This window comes from Streptomyces cinnabarinus (assembly GCF_027270315.1).
GTDB classification, from domain to species: Bacteria; Actinomycetota; Actinomycetes; order Streptomycetales; family Streptomycetaceae; genus Streptomyces; species Streptomyces cinnabarinus.
Window position 1 is genome coordinate 4,027,644 of sequence record NZ_CP114413.1, and the last position, 16,453, is coordinate 4,044,096.

Consider the following 16,453-nt stretch of genomic DNA (forward strand, 5'->3'; position numbering starts at 1 on the left):
TCGGTGGCGGGCGAGTCCCCCGACAGTTCGAAGCAGCGCGAGTCGTCGGCAGAACCGACGTCGGGGAGCGCGGGTGCGGTTCCGGAAGCCCGGAACAAATCCACCGACCCCCGTCTCGCGATGTCCCGCGGAGGCGTCGACACGGCGACGCGAGTGTTGTCGGCCCAGGACCTGGCGGAGGCCAGGAACACGGCGCCGGAGCCTTCGGAGCCGTCCGAGGCGTCCGAGGAGCCGGACCAGCCCGAGGCCGAGCCCGCCGCCCCGGGCAACGACCGCTTGCGCGCCGCCGTGGCGGCCTGGGTCGCCAGCGGCGACGACCGCGCGGCCGGGGGCACGGACGCGGCGGATACGGCGGAGGAGGCCGACGCCGAGGCTGACGCCGACAGCGATGTCACCCCCGCCGGGGACGCGGAGCGGGTTGCCACCGAACCCGAGACCGAGACCGGCAGCGATGACACCCCCGCCGGGGAGGACGAGGAGCCCGAGGACGCCGAGCCGGAGCCGGAGGCCACCGCCGACGACTCGGACGACGACGCGGACACCGCCCCGGAAGCCGCCACGGCCACCGAGGACCAGCCGGAAGCTGCCGAAGAGGCGACGGACGACGCGGACGACAAGGCCCCCGCCGCCCAGGACGCGAAGCCCGCCCGCACGACCGACGAGACCCCGTCGGCCGACGCACCCGCGCCCGCCAACGACGCCAAGACCACCGAGCAGGCCACCACCCCGCCCACCAGCGACGCCACCACCGAGGGGGACACCACCCCGCCCGCCGGCGACAGCAATCCCGCGCAGGCCACGGCGACCCCCGCCGACGACGACAGCAAGCAGCGGGCCACGGCCGCGCCCACCGCCGAGGGCGACCCCCAGAGCGCGGCCGCACCCGACGCCGCCGAAGGCTCTCCGCGCGACGCCTCCGCGCCGGTGGACACCAAGACCACCCAGTTCTCATTCGTCAACGCCAAGGCCACGACGCCCGAGCCCGCCGCCGACAAGGCCACCCCGTCCGCCGAAGGCGAATCCCCCGCGGACAAGGCCACCCCGGCCGCGCCCGCCGAAGGCGAATCCGCCCGATCCGCCTCCGCCGCCGACAAGGCAACCCCGGCCCCCGCCGAAGGCAAGCCCGCCACCGACAAAGCCGCCCCCACCCCGCCCAAGGCCACCCCACCCGCGCCCGGCGACGCGAGCCGTGCGGGTGGGAAGACGACGACGGGCGAGGGCGATGCCAAGCCCGTCGATCAGCCGACCACCGCCCTGCGGTTCGTCCCGCTGAAGTCGGACATCACCACCGCGATCCCCCAGGTCGGCCCGGAGCGGACGACGCAGCAGCCGCTGCCGCCGAAGCCGCCGCTCGATCTGCTGGCGGAGCTGACCAACACCCCGCCGCCGCCGGAGACACCGGTCCGCACCCTGGTGCGCCGGGTGAAGATCTGGACCCCGCTCGTCCTGCTGCTCGTCGTCGTGTTCGCGATCGTGCAGTCCGTACGACCGGTGCCGACGCCCACGCTCGACCTCACCGCGAAGTCCTCGTACACCTTCGAGGGGTCGAAGGTCGACATCCCCTGGCCCGCCGACGGACAGGCCGCGCTGGATGTCCAGGGCATCGGTACCTTCGGCTCCTCCGGCGACCAGAAGCCCGTGCCGATCGCCAGTGTCGCCAAGGTCATGACCGCCTATGTCATCCTTCGCGACCATCCGCTCAAGAGCGGAGAAGAAGGCCCGAAGATCGAGATCGATCAGGCCGCCGAGGAGCAGTCCGACGCCGGGCAGGAGTCCACCGTCGATGTCTTCGCCGGTGACTCCATCACCGAGCGCGAGGCCCTGGAGAGCATTCTCATCGCGTCCGCGAACAACGTCGCCCGGCTGCTCGCCCGCTGGGACGCCGGTTCCGAGAAGGCCTTCGTGGAGAAGATGAACTCCGCTGCCGAGGACCTCGGGATGAGCAACACGACGTACACCGATCCCTCGGGGCTCAACGACACCACCGTCTCCACCGCCGTGGACCAGGTCAAGCTCGCCAAGGCCGCCATGGAGTCGCCCGCCTTCCGCGAGGTCGCCGCGATGATGTCCTACGACGACTACAAGGGGCAGAACCACGGCAACTGGAACCAGCTCGTCGGGAAGAACAACGTCGTCGGCATCAAGACCGGCACCACCACCTCCGCCCTCGGCAACCTGGTGTTCGCCGCGAAGCAGGACGTCGGCGGCGAGACGCGGACCATCGTCGGCGCCGTGGTGCGGCAGCCGGACGCGGGCGGTGGCATCCTCGCCGCCGCGCTCGACTCCGGCGACCAGCTGATCCGCGCCGCACAGGGCGCCCTGGAGTCGGCGACGCTGCTGAAGAAGGGCGATGTCGTCGGATACGTCGACGACGGCCTCGGCGGCCGTACCGCGGTCGTGGCGACGAAGGACGTCAAGGCGGCCGGCTGGTCGGGGCTGAAGGTGGAGCTGGACTTCGCCGCCGACGCCGTACCGCACGAGGCGAAGGCCGGCACCAAGGTCGGCACGCTCACCGTCGGCGACGGCGGCACCGCGGGCGCGGTCAAGGTGCCGGTGGCGCTCCAGAGCGACCTCGTCGAGCCCGGGTTCATGGCGAAGCTCACTCGCATTCTCTGAAGCACATACAGCGCAAAAGCACCGCAGCCCGTCGGCGGGCCCCACCCCGGGAGCCGCTCGGCGGGCTGCGTGCTAGCGTCACGAAACGGGTCAGGTCGTCGCCCACAAGGCGCGGCCGAAAAAACCTCAGGTACAGGGCCGACAACACGCGGGAAACTCGACGCGGCCAGAACAGAAGACCGGACACCACGGGGAGTGCCTTAACGGTGGCCACCGCTGAGCCGACACGCGCCGACAACGACGCCGCCGAGACGGGCCCGGGAACCGGCCCGCGAATACGCGTGCCCGAGCCCCCGGCAGAGGAGCACCCGGGGAGCGGCGCGAAGTCCGCCCTCCTCACCCTCCGTGAGCGACTCCTGCGCCACCCCGTCCTCTCCATCACCGCCCTCGCCGGTGTCCTGCACATCGTCTGGTTCTTCACCTTCGCCAACAGCGGCGGCGACCTCGCCGCCCAGGACGCCTGGGCCGAGTTCGTCGGCCGGCACCCGGACTCGGCGTACAACCTGGCCTGGTACGGCGGGATGCACCCGGTGTCGTACAGCGTCGTCTCGCCGTATCTGATGTCCGTGCTGGGCGTCCGGACGACGATGATGATCGCCGGGACCGTCACCGCCGGGCTCCTCACGCTCGTCCTCATCCGCAGCCGGTCCGTGCGCAATCCCCTGTGGGCCGCGCTGGCCGGGGTGTTCGCGCTGCTGTGCAACGCGGCCTCGGGCCGGGTCACCTACGGGCTCGGCACCATGTTCGCGCTGGGCGCGGTGGCGGTCGTCTTCTGCTGGCCGTACCGCTGGCGCTACAAGCGCTGGGCGAAGGCGCTCGCCGCGGCCCCGCTGGCCGCGCTGGCGACGATGGCCTCGCCGGTCGCCGGGCTGTTCGTCGGTCTGATCGCGGTGGCGATGTTCCTCCAGAAGCGGCGGCCCGGCGCCTGGGCGCTGGGGCTCGCGCCGACCGCGGTGGTGGCCGTGTCGGCGTGGCTGTTCCCCTTCTCCGGGACGCAGCCGATGAACATCGCCTCGGTGCTGCTGCCGTTCGCCTCCGCGGTGCTGGTGCTCTTCCTCGTCCCCAAGGAGTGGTCGACGGTCCGGCTGACCTCGGGGGTCTACGCGCTGTCGGTGCTGCTGGTGTGGCTGATCAACTCGCAGATCGGGTCCAACATCACCCGGCTGTCGATGCTGTTCGCGGGGGTCGCGCTGGTGGCGGCGCTGCCGTTCACGGTGCCGCGCTCGCGCAAGTGGTACGCGACCGTGCTGGCCGTCGTCGGGTTCACGGTGTGGATCGGCGCGAAGACGGTCGTCGACATCGTGCACACCACCCCGGCCGCCTCCTGGGCCCGCGAGCTGGCGCCGCTGGTCAACGAGCTCCAGGAGGTCGGCGCCGAGAAGGGCCGGGTGGAGGTCGTCCCGGCCCGCTCGCACCGCGAGGCGTCCGCGCTCGCGCCGTACGTCAATCTCGCCCGCGGCTGGAACCGCCAGGCCGACATGGAGCGCAATCCGCTCTTCTACGACGACACCCTGAACTCGGCGAACTATCTGGAGTGGCTGAACCGCTGGGCGGTGCACTTCGTGGTGGTGCCGAAGGACGACCCGGACGGGGACGGCGGCCAGCGCGAGCGGCAGCTGGTGCAGCGCGGGATGCCGTATCTGAAGCAGGTGTGGGGCGACGCCAACTGGCAGCTGTTCCAGGTGATCGACCCGGCGCCGCTGGCCGAGCCGAACACCGTGGTGGAGCGGGCCGAGCAGGGCGAGTGGACGATGCGGGTGAGCGAGCCGGGGCGGGTGCTGATCCGGATCCCGTACTCGCCGTGGCTGAGCATCGTCGACGCCGAGGGCAGGAAGCTCGATCCGCCCAAGGAGACGGAGGCGTCCAGGGACCGCGCGGACGGCGAGCCGAGGACGTACGACAACGTCAACGGCTGTCTGCTGGAGACCGAGGAGGACGCGCTCGGGGACAGGTGGACGATGCTGGTGGCCCCGAAGGCGGGCACCTACCGGCTGGCGGCGCCCTACGACGTGCCGCGCGGCACTCCGTGTCCGGACGAGCTGAGGTAGCCCGTCAGCGCAGCCGGTCCACGTACTTGTCGGTGCCGGGGACCGTCGGCACGAAGGGGGCCCGTAGCTCGATCCGGCCGAGTCCCTCGGTGCTCAGGCCGGTGAAGTAAGGCTCCCAGCACTCCCGCGGATCGGCCTCCAGGAACCACAGCAGCGTCAGCCGGGTGTCGACGCCCTCGACCTGCTTGACGTAGGTCATCCGGTCGCCGGGCAGCGGCGTGGGCCGGAAGATCGTCACCATGGCGGCCGGGGAACCGGCGAGGCGCTTGGGCAGATGCCGCGAGCGCAGCCACTCCAGCAGTTCGGCGCGCTGCTCGGCCGAGTCGGCGTCGATCACCTCCAGGACCAGGCCCGCGTAGGGGTGGTCCAGCGCGTGGAAGTCCCGGGGCCCGGCGGCCCCGTCGCGGTACACCGTGGCCTCGTGGTCCTGGAACGCGGTGAAGACGTGGGTGCGGTCCTGGTAGACGCGGGCGTCGCGGTTGAGGCGCTTGTTGATGGCGACGGTCCACTTCATGTGGTCGGCGTAGCGGCCCGCGGTGATCCAGTACGTGGAGAGGTAGCAGCCCGCGGTGACGGGCTGGGCCACGGCCGACTTCTCGGGTGCGCGCAGGAGTTGCAGATCCCGGGTGGCGACCCAGCGGCGGCCCGAGTACATCCAGGGCATGGCCATCGCGCCGGCGTAGTAGTGATCGTCCTCGTACCAGCGGTTGTAGGCGTACTCATGGCCCGGGTGCGGTTCGACCATGGTGATCAGGGCGTGGCCCGGGCGGACTCCGTACGGGCCGACGGCGGCCAGTTCGGCGTAGACGTCGCTGCGGGTGTCGTCGCTCATGCGGTTCCCCTTTCTTACGGTCGCCCATACTCTGACGCTCCGTCAGATAGAGGTCCAGGGTCAGGAGGGGTCGAGATGTCACTGCTCGCGGGCAGGACCGTGGTCGTGTCGGGGGTCGGGCCCGGACTCGGGCACCAGATCGCGGCGGCGGTCGTACGGGACGGGGGGAACGCGGCCCTCGGGGCGCGGACGGAGGCCAACCTCGCCAAGAGCGCGGCGGAGATCGATCCGGACGGGGCGCACACGGCGTACCGGACGACCGACATCACCGACGAGCGGCAGTGCGAGGCGCTGGCGGGGCTGGCGCTGGAGCGGTTCGGGCGGATCGACGGGGTGGTCCATGTGGCCGCCTGGGACAGCTACTTCGGCGGACTCCAGGATGCCGACTTCGCCACCTGGCAGTCGGTGCTCGATGTGAACCTGCTCGGCTCGCTGCGGATGACGCGGGCATGTCTGCCCTCGCTCAGGGAGCGGGGCGGCTCGGTGGTGTTCATCGGGACGCAGTCGGCGGTGGCGGCCCCCTCGCAGGTGCGGCAGGCCGCGTACGCCGCGTCCAAGGGGGCGCTGACCAGCGCGATGTACTCGCTGGCGCGGGAGCTCGGCCCGGACCGGATCCGGGTCAACACCGTGCTGCCGGGCTGGATGTGGGGGCCGCCGGTGCAGGCGTACGTCCAGTTCACCGCGCAGACGGAAGGGGTCGGGGAACCGGCCGTGCTGAAGCGGCTGACGGACCGGATGGCACTGCCGGAACTGGCCACGGACGGTGATGTGGCGGATGCGGCGGTGTTCCTGGTGTCGGATCGGGCCCGAGCGATCACCGGACAATCGTTGCTGGTCAACGCCGGGGAGCTGATGCGATGAGTTCACATACATAAATCAGAACCACCATCACGAATACTTTTACCTCCCCTTGACCCTACGCTCACTTGTCGTGTTCACGAGGCAGCGCCCACGATGAGCGCCGGGTCGAACCCTGGGAGGGCGCACATGAACGGTCTCGACTGGGCCGTGCTCATCGGCTATTTCGGCGTGATGGTGGCGATCGGCATCTGGTCGCACAAACGCGTGGACAACGTGAGCGACTTCTTCACGGCCGGCGGGAAGATGCCGTGGTGGCTCTCCGGGATCTCGCACCATATGTCCGGCTACAGCGCGGTCATGTTCACGGGCTACGCGGGCATCGCCTACACCTACGGCGTCACATCCTTCGTCACCTGGTCCTTCCCGATCGCCCTGGGCATCGCCATCGGGTCCAAGCTGTTCGCCCCGCGGATCAACCGGCTCCGCTCCCGGCTCCATGTGGCCTCCCCGCTGGAGTACCTGAAGAACCGGTACGACCTGAAGACCCAGCAAGCGCTGGCCTGGTCCGGGATGCTGCTGAAGATCGTGGACGTGGGCGCGAAGTGGGCGGCGATCGCCACCCTGCTGTCCGTGTTCACCGGGATCTCGCTGAACCAGGGCATCCTGATCACCGGTTGCATCACGGCCGTGTACTGCACGATCGGCGGCCTGTGGGCGGACGCGCTGACGGAGTTGGGGCAGTTCGTCATCCAACTCCTCGCCGGTATCGCGATGTTCGTGGCCGTGGTCATGGAACTGGACGACAAGGGCATCGGATTCTTCGGCGCCTGGGACGAGCCGGCGCTCCAGGGCCACGACAAGCCGCTCGTCGGGCCGTACGGAACCGTCTTCCTGCTCGCGTTCCTCTTCATCAAGCTGTTCGAGTACAACGGCGGCATGCTCAACCAGGCGCAGCGGTACATGGCGACGCCGAGTGCGCGTGAGGCGGAGCGGTCGGCCCGGCTGTCGGCGGCGCTGTGGCTGATCTGGCCGCTGGTGCTGTTCTTCCCGATGTGGATGTCGCCGCTGCTGGTGGAGTCGCAGAAGCCGGACGGCTCCGACTCCTACGGCCTGATGACCGAACAGCTCCTGCCGCACGGCCTGTTGGGCCTGGTGATCGTCGGCTTCTTCTCCCACACCATGGCGATGTGCTCCTCCGACGCCAACGCCATCGCGGCGGTGTTCACCCGGGACTGCGCACCGGTGATCTGGCGCCGGGCGCGGACCTGGAGCGAGGGTCAGGGCCTCAGGGTCGCCCGGGTGACGACGGTGGTCTTCCTGGGCCTGTCCATGGCGGCGGCCACCCAGGTCAACTCGCCCACGTTCGGGGACATCATCACGGTCGTCATCAAGTGGGTGGCCGGTCTGATGGGCCCGATGGCGATCCCGATGATGCTGGGCCTGCTGCGGCCCTTCCGCCGTTCCGGTCCCACCGCGGCCCTGACCAGCTGGTCGATGGGCCTGCTGGCCTTCTGGCTGGTCAACTACCCGATCCACTGGAACGTCGACGGCGGGGTGCCGCTCCAGTACCAGGTCTCGATCCCGCTCGCCGTGTCCCTGGTCCTGTACATCCTGATCGGCTACCTCAAGCCGGAGGACACCCCCGAGCGCCTGGCCGTCATCGACAAGGTGAACACGGACGGGGACGGGGCGGCGGCGCTGGCCGCTCCCGCACCGGCCGGGGACGACGTGCTGGCGACCCGAGTGAAGGACTGACGCCCGGCCCGCGCGTCGCTACCCGATTTGAAATCTGCTACTTCAAAAACAAGAAGTAGATGATTACGATCGGGGGCGACGCGCGACGGGCTTCACCCCTTTCACCGGAGGTTCCCCGATGACCACGTTCGTTCTCGTCCACGGTGCCTGGCACGGCCCTTGGGCCTGGGACCGGATCGTCCCGCTCCTACACGCCGCCGGGGCCCGCACACTCACCCCGGACCTCAACATCGGCGGGGACCACGGCCTCCACGACCACGCCAAGACGGTCGTCGCCGCCCTGGACACCGTTCCGGAGGACGACGAACTCGTGCTGGTCGGGCACAGTTACTCCGGCCTGGTCGTACGGGAGGCCGCCGACGCGCGGCCCGATGCCGTCGGCCACCTCGTCCTGGTGGACGGCTGGGCCGGGCCCGACGGCTCCAGCATCGTCGGCCTTGCCCCCGCCGCCCTCGGCGACGCGATGCGTGCGGCCGCCGAGACGCGCGGGGACGGTTGGCTCGTCCCGGCCGCACCCCCGACGGCGTACGGCATCGACGACCCCGACACCGCGGCCTGGCTCGCCGAGCGCCTGCTCCCCCAGCCCCTGCGCACGTTCACCGAACCCACCCGCCTGAGCGGAGCCGTCGACCGGATTCCCGGAACGGCCGTGTTCTGCAGGCCGCAGACCTACCCGTTCGAGCAGTTCGGCGAGGCCCTCGGGTACCGGACGCGGGGGCTGGACGGCCCGCACGACATCATGCTGACGGATCCGGAGGCGGTGGCCCGGGTGCTCCTGGAGCGCGAAATCTAGAATCCTGATCGTGGAGCAGCGGACGTACAAGACGTACAACCAGTACTGCGCGACGGCGCGCACCCTCGACCTGGTCGGCGAGCGCTGGACGCTGCTGCTGATCCGTGAACTGCTCACCGGGCCCAAGCGGTTCGGCGACCTCCAGGCGAGCCTGCGCGGCCTGGGCACCGGACTGCTGACCGCCCGCCTCAAACATCTGGAACGCGAGGGGCTGGCCCACAAGATCACCCTCCCGCCGCCCGCCCGGACCCCCGCCTACGCCCTCACCGAGGCCGGTGAGGAACTCGGACCGGCGGTGCTGGCGCTGGCCCGGTGGGGCCTGAAGTGGGCGATGGGCGAGCGGCGCGAGACCGAGACGTTCCATCCCGGCTGGGCCGTGCTCGGCCTGCGGGCCTGCTTCGACGCCGAGGCCGCCGCCGGACTCCGAGCGGTGTACGAGTTCCGTATCGACGACGAGTTCTTCCACGCCCGGATCGACGACGGCACGATCGAGACGCTGCACGGACCGGCGCAGCGCCCCGACGCGACGATCACGATCAGCCAGGAGACGTTCCTCCGCGTGACGGGCCAGGAACTCACGCTCGCCGAGGCGATCAGGAGCGGTGAAGCGTCGGCGTCGGGCGACAGCGAGGCGCTGAGCGGTCTGCGGGGCCTGTTCCGCCTCCCGCCCCCGCAGGCCCGGAAGCCGGAAGGCACCGCTACGTAATCAGCGCGGGTATCGCGCGAGCCAGCCCGGGGCCGAGCCCGCCGGGCCGTGCAGGGCCGGGCCCTGCGTCATCTCCATCGCGAAATCGTCCGCGAGTTCCAGGATCGTGGGACGGCCTTCCAGCTCGGCCAGCCAGGCCGGCGGCAGGGCCGTCTCACCGTGCAGGGCCCCCAGAAGACCGCCGGTCAGCGCCGCCGTGGCACCCGACGGACCGTCGTGGTTGACCGCCAGACACAGACCGTGGCGTACGTCCTCACCCACCAGGGCGCAGTACACGGCCGCCGCCAGCACGCCGTCCGCCGTGGCCGCACCCATCAGTTCCTCCACCCGCCCCGGGGCGGGCATGCCCTGGCGCACCGCGCCGAGCGCGTACTGGAGGGCCTGGGAGACCGGTTCATGGCCCGGCCGGGCGGCCAGCAGCGCCAGCGCGCGCTGTACGGCACCGTCCAGATGGTCGCCGCAGGCCAGCGCGTGCACGATCACCGCGTACGCCCCCGCCGACAGGTATCCCACCGGGTGACCGTGGGTCTGGGCCGCGCACTCGATCGCCAACTGGGCCACCAGCTGAGGCTCCCAGCCGACCAGCAGCCCGAAGGGCCCCGACCGCGCCGCCGCCTCCGGCCCCGCCTCCCCTGGATTCTTGGGCGCGTCCGGCGTGCCCATCATCTCGTCGGCGAACCCGACGATCAGGGACTTCGCGGGATCCCGCCGGGCGTACAGCCACTCCTCGCGGGCCAGCCAGCCGTCTTCCTTGCGCCGCTCGTCGGGACCCCAGTCCCGCTGGGTCGCCGCCCACCGGAGATACGCCCGGTGCAGATCCGTCGGCGGATGCCAGGCGCCGGTGTCCCTTCGGACCTGCGCCCGTATCAAGCCGTCCACGGAGAACAGGGTGAGCTGGGTGAGATGGGTCACCGCACCGCGTCGGCCGTACCCGAGCCCGAAGTCGGTCAGGCCCTCGGCACCGTACGCCTCCCGGATCTCCGCGAGGCCCATCCCGTCCACGGGCGCGCCCAGCGCGTCGCCGACGGCAGCACCGAGCATCGTCCCGCGCACCCGGCTACGGAAGTCCTGCTGCTCGGAGCGGCCCCAGACGGCGCCAGCTGTCGCACCCACGTTCAGCACTGTAATCGACCAGGAACGATCGGTTCAGGCGCACCAAGTGAACCAAGGTGATCCGCTTTCCCTGGACACATAACTGAGCGTGGTCGGTCCATCTACGCTGAGCAGCAAGGGAGGTGGCGGTGTGGAGGACGAGGAAGCAGAGGCCGTACTCAGGACGGTGGGGCGCCAGATCAAGCTGTGGCGGGAAGCGACCGGGCTGAAGCAGACCGAACTCGGGGACGCGATCGGATACGGCGCGGACATGGTCTCGGCGGTGGAGCGCGGGAAGCGGATCCCGAGGCCGGACTTCTTGGACAAGGCGGACGACAGGCTCGGGGCGGGCGGGAAGATCTCGGCGATGAAGGGGGATGTGGAGCAGGCGCGGTATCCGAAGAACGTTCGGGATCTGGCGAAGTTGGAGGACGAGTCCGTGGAGATGGGTGCCTATAGCGCCTTTCACGTCCACGGTCTGCTCCAGACTCCGGAGTACGCGCAGGCGTTGTACGAGACGCGGCGCCCCTCGTACACGGAGGAGGAGATCGACCGTCTCGTCGCCGCGCGTATCGCGCGCAAGGTCGTGTTCGAGCGAGTGCCGCGGGCGTCTCTCACTTTCGTCCAGGAAGAGGCCACGCTGCGGAGGCCGGTCGGCGGCAAGATGGTGTTACGGCAACAGCTCGAACACCTATTGGAGGTCGGCCAGTTGCGGCACGTGGAGATCCAGGTGATGCCCACAAGCCGAGCGGACCACGCGTACGTGTCCGGCTCGTTCCGCGTGCTGAAACTTCGGGGCGGCAAGACGCTCGGGTACTTGGCGGCAGAGCTGCGCGGCCAAGTGATCAGTGATCCCCGCGAAGCCCAAGTGGTGGAGATGCGCTATGGAATGATCCGAGCGCAGGCCCTCTCGCCCCGGGAGTCCCTGGCCTTCATCGAGAAGCTTCTGGGAGAAGAGACATGACCGCCACCGCACTGACGTGGTTCAAGAGCAGCTACAGCGGCGCCGACGAGCCCGACTGCGTCGAGGTCGCCGTATCCCCCGCCACCCCCACCATCCACATACGCGACTCCAAGAACCGCGACGGCGCTCAGCTCACCGTCGGCGACGACGCCTGGTCGGCGTTCCTCAACACCTACTCCTACTCCGCGTAACGCGCCCGCACCGCGTCCCTGGCCTCGACGAGGGGTTCCAGGCAGGCGGTGATCAAGGAGACGTCCGCGCCCTGGCTCTCCTTCAGTTCCGTGAGGATGAACGCCAGGCCGGCCAGGGAGAGCCAGTCGAGGTCCAGGGCCAGTGCCTCCGCGAGGCCCTGTTCGGCGGTGGCCGGGTCGGAGAGGGCGCAGCCGGTGACGCAGTGGCCCTGGGCGCGTTCAAAGGGTCCCGTGTCCTCCCGCAGCAGGCAGACCAGTTCCCGCCACAGGGGAGCCGCCGCGGGCATGCCTTCCGATCCACTCACGGTCATCGCCACCTCAAAGGTGCCCTCGATCGGTTCGTCGCCCGCGCGGAGTCGTTCGGCGACGCGGCGGGCCTCGGTCCAGCGGCCCGCGTGGCGGTGCAGCGGGGGCGCCAGGTCGTCCATGCCGTCGGTGAGGCGGGCTTCGGCCTCGTCCCAGCGTCGGCAGAGCATCAGCAGCTCGACGGCGCTGTGGCGGGCCCAGTCCGGATCCCGGTCCAGGGACACGCAGCGGTCGAGGTCCGCGAGCGCCTGGTCCGTGCGGCCCGTGGCGAGGCCCACCCGGGCGCGCTGGGCGTAGGCCCAGCCGTAGTCGGGGGACAGGGCGAGGGCCCGGTCCAGGTGCCGGAGCGCCTCGGCGCTGTCGTCACGGGCACGGTGGACCGCGCCCAGGATCGCCCAGGAGGCGGCGTCCTCGGGGTCCTGGTCCAAGCAGTGCCGCAGGGCGGCGACCGCCTCCTCGTGACGGCCTGCGTCCAAGTACTCCGAGCCGAGTTCGCGGCGGATCCACAGCGCGTCCGGGGCCGCCGCCACGGCCGCCTCCAGGTCGGCGAACATGCCTGGCTCGTCGCCGTTCAGGTACTTCGCCCGGGACCGCATCACCAGCGCCCAGGCGTATCCGGGCCGCAGCGCGATCGCGCGGTCCAGGTCCGTCTGCGCCTCCTCGCCCCGGCCGAGTTCGCCCAGCGCCGCGCCCCGGCTCGCCAGGGCCGAGGCATGGTCCGGGTCCAGGGAGATCGCCCGGCCCAACTCGGTGACCGCGTCCTCGTAGCGGCCCGCCAGACGGTAGTTGTCGCCCCGCTCCGAGGCGACCCAGGCCACGTCGGGGGCGCGGGCGACCGCGAGGTCGAAGTCGGCGTACGCCTGCTCCGACTCGCCTCGGCTGAAGCGCAGTCGGGCACGGCGGATCAGCGTCCACAGGTCGTCGTCGATGGCGAAGGAGCGGTTGAAGTCGGCGAGCGCCTCGTCGTACCGCCCGAGCACATGCCGGCACACGGCCCGCCCGGTCAGGGAGCCCGCATCGGTCGGATCGAGGACGAGAGCACGGTCGAAGTCGGCGAGGGCCTCCTCGTAGCGGCCCGCCAGGCGGTAGGTCTCGGCGCGCTCGGAGATGATCCAGCCGGTGTCGGGCGACAGTGCGTCGGCGCGGTCGAGGGCGGTCAGGGCGGGCGGGAAGTCGTCCATGAGCTGGAGGGTGAGGCCCCGGCCGTAGTGGGCGAGGGCCGCGTCCGGGTCCAGTTCGATCGCCCGGTCGTACTCCTCCAGCGCCCGCCCGTACTCCCGCTCATGGCGCCACTCCCGGCCGCGCAGCGCGTGCGCCGCGGCCCGGCCGCGCGGGTCCAGGCCCGGGCGGGTCAGGAGCAGGTCCAGGCCGCGGGCCAGGCCGCCCTCGTCGTCGAGCGCCTCGCCCAACTCCCGGCCCCAGTCGGTCGACTGGGTGTGGTCCGTGGCGGTGCCCGCGTCCTGGAGCATGCGGGCCCAGCGGCGGCCTTCGACCTCGTCCTCGCGGCAGGCCTCGACGAACAGCCTCAGCGCGGCGGCGAGGTCGGCCGTCGGCCGGGCGCAGAGCAGGTGGTAAGTCTCCTCCAGACGCAGGGCCCGCCACTCCTCGTCCGCCCAGAGGTCCTCCCCCTCCCGGCCCTCCCCCACGTCCTCCCGCCACTCGCCGAACGCCGCCGCCAGCCGCCGGTGCCGTTCCCGCCACCGGCGCGGATAGTGCAGCCGCTCCTGCCGCAGCATCGGCTCCCGTACGACGTCGTGGTACCGCATCCGCCCGCCACGCTCCCCCACGAAGGGCAGTGTCCGCAACCACCGGTACTGGGCGCCGAGTTCACCGTCCGGGAGATCGACCAGGATCCGGAAGACGTCGCCGTCCAGCCAGCGGGGCAGTGCGCAGAGCCGGGCAACGTCATGGCGGACCTCGGGCTCGGCGCGCAGGAACCGGTCCACGGCGTCGGCGCTGGGGTCCTCGATCTGCTCCGGGCCGTCGGGCCGCTTCTCGGCGAGGGTCGACACGAGGACGGGCAGCCCGCCGGTCACGCGCAGCACCTCGGCGACCACCGGCTCGGCCACCACCCCTCTCCCGGCGAGGAGCCGACGTGCCTCGACCTCGGTGAACGGGGCGAGCGGCAGCTCCACGACACCGCTCCAGCGGCCCGTCGGCAGGGGCAGTTGGCCGGCGGTGACCACGACGACCCGGTCCGGCGGTCCACCGTGCTCGTCCCGCTTCCTGAACAGGCCGTGCAGCCATGGGTCCAGGAACGGCCCGGTCCGTTCGTACGTGTCGAAGAACAGGACGATGCGCGGTACGGCGGAGGACGCGGCGTGCAGTTCACGGAGCAGGACCGGGGTGAGCGCGGCCTCCGGGTGCAGGACGAGGTCGATGTCGTCGGCGTTGCGGAAGCGGGTGCTGAGACCGGCCCGCAGCCGGTCCGCGCCCTGGGCGATCAGATCGGCGGGCAGCGCCCGGGTGAGCAGAGCGCTTCCCGGCACGGTGGTCTCCAGGGCGCCCATGCCCAGTTCGACGGCGGCTCTGCTCCCCGCGGACGCGGGCTCCGGCCCCGGCTCCTGGGCGCGCAGGGCCGCCTCCGCCTCCCGCCGCCCCTCGCGGTACACGGCCAGCCGCCGTTCCAGCGGCTTCAATCTCCGGCCCTGCGCGGCGAACTGACGGCAGATCATCTCCAGCGCGTCCGGCACGCTCCCGGCGTCCTCGTCGACATACGCCGTGAGCGCCCCGCGTTCTCGCGCGAGCCGCTTCAACTCCTCGACCAGGAAGGTCTTTCCGACGCCGGAGTCACCGCGCACATGGAACCGCGAGCGGTGGTCCGGATCTCCCGGCGGAAGACCCAAGTTCCGCAGGAACAGGGTCCGTTCGGACTCCCGGCCGACGAACCGGTCATCCGCCTCCCACTCAGGCAGCTCTGCCATCCCCGTGCGTCCCCTCGCTGTGGCGACTCCACGTCATTCTGGCTCAATGCGTACGGCGGGTCCGTACCCGCACGGGGAAAATGATCGTCATGGCATCCACACCCCCACGCAACGCCCTCCGTCTCACCGCCACCCTGCTCACCGCGAGCGTCGCCCTCTACATGGCCCTCGTCGCCTTCGGGAACATCACGGACTTCGGGACGAACCAGCAGTTCGTGCGGCATGTCCTGGCGATGGACACCACGTTCAAGGACGACGACCTGATGTGGAGAGCCGTCACCAGCAAGGGACTTCAGGACGCGGCGTACATCGCCATCATCCTCTGGGAGACCCTCGCCGCGCTCGTCCTGATATACGGCACCTGGCTCTGGTTCCGGCACGGCGACCGGGCCGCCCGGAGCTGGTCCACCTACGGGCTGCTCATGGTCATGCTGCTGTTCGGCGCCGGGTTCATCGCGATCGGCGGTGAGTGGTTCGCCATGTGGCAGTCCGGGGACTGGAACGGACTGGACGCGGCGACCCGCGTCTTCGTGTTCAGCGGCATCGTGCTGCTGGTCAACCAGCTCCCGGGTACGTCCGAGTCCCAGGGCCTGTCCTAATCGTCCGAGCTGCTGCCGCTCCGGCCCGACCCCTTGCTGGACTTCATCAGGACCGTCAGCAGCTCACCGAGGCCCCGCGTCACGGCGGCCACCATGCGCGCCCAGCGCGGGGCCGTGCCCCGGGCCGTCCACACCACGCAGACGCAGCCCCCGATGACCAGCGCCAGAATCAGGGCAAGGACCAGTACGCCCACTGCCGGTACCCCCGTTCTCCACTCGACTCTCTACTCGACGACCGTCACGGTCGTCCCCGCCGTCCCGAACGTCCACAGCGCCGAGCCGTCCCCCGTCTTCATCCGGATGCCGCCCGTCTGGGTGCCGTCCTCGGGCGGGGGCGGCGAGGAGCCGTCCACCGCGTTGGAGAAGGCGACGTTCACGCCGGACTGCACGGCGAAGTACACCACGTGCTCGATCTTCACCCCGTCCGACCCGGTGATCGGGTCCTCCGTGCGCTGACCGACCGTGTACTTGCCCGGATCGGGGTCGACGGTACCCGGCCAGACGGTGAACGTCCGGCGCGTGGCCTCGCTCGCGTCCACCAGCCACACCCGCTCCTGGCCGAGCGAGTACACGATCCGGCGGCCCGTGCCGGAGCCGTCGGGCACCCGGGTCGGCTTGGCGGACTCGGACTCCTTGGGCGAGGGCTTGGCCGTGGCGGAGGCGCTCGGCGGGGTGGCCGTGGCGGTGGGCTTCGCGCCCCGGTCCGCCTGTACGGCGAGGGCGACGACCACTGCTGTCGCCCCTACCGTCAGACCGGTCACCCAGATCTTCGGGGAAGGCACGGCACGGATCTCCTCAGCTCACCGACAGGGTCGGATCATCGTAC

General features: G+C 71.0%; 14 protein-coding genes. 9 read left to right on the forward strand and 5 right to left on the reverse strand.

Annotated features, from left to right (window positions below; all coding sequences use genetic code 11):
* Positions 1-3 precede the first annotated feature (3 nt).
* Both STRCI_RS18030 and STRCI_RS18035 read left to right on the forward strand, forming a co-directional pair.
* Positions 4-2,616, forward strand: coding sequence for a D-alanyl-D-alanine carboxypeptidase (locus STRCI_RS18030; protein WP_269659979.1), 2,613 nt, complete (start codon positions 4-6; stop codon positions 2,614-2,616).
* Positions 2,617-2,822: 206 nt separating this feature from the next.
* Positions 2,823-4,664: a glycosyltransferase family protein gene (locus STRCI_RS18035; RefSeq protein WP_269659980.1), complete on the forward strand. Its 1,842-nt coding sequence runs from the start codon at positions 2,823-2,825 to the stop codon at positions 4,662-4,664.
* A gap of 4 nt (positions 4,665-4,668) precedes the next feature.
* Here STRCI_RS18035 and STRCI_RS18040 read toward each other — a convergent pair whose 3' ends face one another.
* Positions 4,669-5,496 carry a hypothetical protein gene (locus STRCI_RS18040; RefSeq protein WP_269659981.1) on the reverse strand — a complete coding sequence of 276 codons (828 nt, stop codon included), beginning with the start codon at positions 5,494-5,496 and terminating at the stop codon, positions 4,669-4,671.
* A 75-nt stretch (positions 5,497-5,571) separates the two neighbouring features.
* Between STRCI_RS18040 and STRCI_RS18045 the strand changes: the two genes are divergently transcribed.
* From STRCI_RS18045 to STRCI_RS18060, 4 genes are all read left to right on the forward strand, one after another.
* Complete coding sequence (locus STRCI_RS18045; protein ID WP_269659982.1) at positions 5,572-6,357, forward strand: SDR family oxidoreductase; 786 nt, start codon at positions 5,572-5,574, stop codon at positions 6,355-6,357.
* Between the two features lie 126 nt (positions 6,358-6,483).
* Positions 6,484-8,052 carry a sodium:solute symporter family protein gene (locus tag STRCI_RS18050; protein ID WP_269659983.1) on the forward strand — a complete coding sequence of 523 codons (1,569 nt, stop codon included), beginning with the start codon at positions 6,484-6,486 and terminating at the stop codon, positions 8,050-8,052.
* A gap of 118 nt (positions 8,053-8,170) precedes the next feature.
* Positions 8,171-8,845 (forward strand): alpha/beta fold hydrolase, encoded by a 675-nt coding sequence (locus STRCI_RS18055; protein ID WP_269659984.1) that lies wholly within the window; start codon positions 8,171-8,173, stop codon positions 8,843-8,845.
* Between the two features lie 10 nt (positions 8,846-8,855).
* Complete coding sequence (locus STRCI_RS18060) at positions 8,856-9,551, forward strand: winged helix-turn-helix transcriptional regulator (RefSeq protein ID WP_269659985.1); 696 nt, start codon at positions 8,856-8,858, stop codon at positions 9,549-9,551.
* Here the strand turns inward: STRCI_RS18060 and STRCI_RS18065 are convergent, their stop codons facing one another.
* Positions 9,552-10,664 carry an ADP-ribosylglycohydrolase family protein gene (locus STRCI_RS18065; RefSeq protein ID WP_269659986.1) on the reverse strand — a complete coding sequence of 371 codons (1,113 nt, stop codon included), beginning with the start codon at positions 10,662-10,664 and terminating at the stop codon, positions 9,552-9,554.
* A 130-nt stretch (positions 10,665-10,794) separates the two neighbouring features.
* On the opposite strand from STRCI_RS18065, the gene STRCI_RS18070 reads away from it, so the two are divergent.
* Both STRCI_RS18070 and STRCI_RS18075 read left to right on the forward strand, forming a co-directional pair.
* Positions 10,795-11,607 carry a helix-turn-helix domain-containing protein gene (locus STRCI_RS18070; RefSeq protein WP_269659987.1) on the forward strand — a complete coding sequence of 271 codons (813 nt, stop codon included), beginning with the start codon at positions 10,795-10,797 and terminating at the stop codon, positions 11,605-11,607.
* A complete protein-coding gene (locus STRCI_RS18075; RefSeq protein WP_269659988.1) occupies positions 11,604-11,798 on the forward strand; it encodes a DUF397 domain-containing protein in 195 nt (64 codons plus the stop codon). The genes STRCI_RS18070 and STRCI_RS18075 overlap by 4 nt, the downstream gene beginning before the upstream one ends.
* Here the strand turns inward: STRCI_RS18075 and STRCI_RS18080 are convergent.
* Positions 11,786-15,028, reverse strand: a complete 3,243-nt coding sequence (locus STRCI_RS18080; protein ID WP_269659989.1) for an ATP-binding protein — start codon at positions 15,026-15,028, stop codon at positions 11,786-11,788. The genes STRCI_RS18075 and STRCI_RS18080 overlap by 13 nt on opposite strands.
* Before the next feature lie 89 nt (positions 15,029-15,117).
* Here STRCI_RS18080 and STRCI_RS18085 point away from each other — a divergent pair, with 89 nt between their 5' ends.
* Positions 15,118-15,627, forward strand: coding sequence for a DUF2165 domain-containing protein (locus tag STRCI_RS18085; protein ID WP_269659990.1), 510 nt, complete (start codon positions 15,118-15,120; stop codon positions 15,625-15,627).
* Here the strand turns inward: STRCI_RS18085 and STRCI_RS18090 are convergent.
* Both STRCI_RS18090 and STRCI_RS18095 read right to left on the reverse strand, forming a co-directional pair.
* Entirely contained in the window at positions 15,624-15,821 is a 198-nt protein-coding gene (locus STRCI_RS18090; protein ID WP_269659991.1) for a hypothetical protein, read from the reverse strand. The two genes, STRCI_RS18085 and STRCI_RS18090, sit on opposite strands and share 4 nt — an antisense overlap.
* A 30-nt stretch (positions 15,822-15,851) precedes the next feature.
* A complete protein-coding gene (locus STRCI_RS18095) occupies positions 15,852-16,418 on the reverse strand; it encodes a hypothetical protein (protein WP_269664579.1) in 567 nt (188 codons plus the stop codon).
* Positions 16,419-16,453: the final 35 nt, after the last annotated feature.

Coding starts and splice junctions, on each gene's coding strand:
- STRCI_RS18040 (WP_269659981.1), bottom strand. CDS start 5,496: ATGAGCGACGACACCCGCAGCGACGTCTACGCCGAACTGGCCGCCGTC.
- STRCI_RS18045 (WP_269659982.1), top strand. CDS start 5,572: ATGTCACTGCTCGCGGGCAGGACCGTGGTCGTGTCGGGGGTCGGGCCC.
- STRCI_RS18050 (WP_269659983.1), top strand. CDS start 6,484: ATGAACGGTCTCGACTGGGCCGTGCTCATCGGCTATTTCGGCGTGATG.
- STRCI_RS18055 (WP_269659984.1), top strand. CDS start 8,171: ATGACCACGTTCGTTCTCGTCCACGGTGCCTGGCACGGCCCTTGGGCC.
- STRCI_RS18075 (WP_269659988.1), top strand. CDS start 11,604: ATGACCGCCACCGCACTGACGTGGTTCAAGAGCAGCTACAGCGGCGCC.
- STRCI_RS18080 (WP_269659989.1), bottom strand. CDS start 15,028: ATGGCAGAGCTGCCTGAGTGGGAGGCGGATGACCGGTTCGTCGGCCGG.
- STRCI_RS18085 (WP_269659990.1), top strand. CDS start 15,118: ATGGCATCCACACCCCCACGCAACGCCCTCCGTCTCACCGCCACCCTG.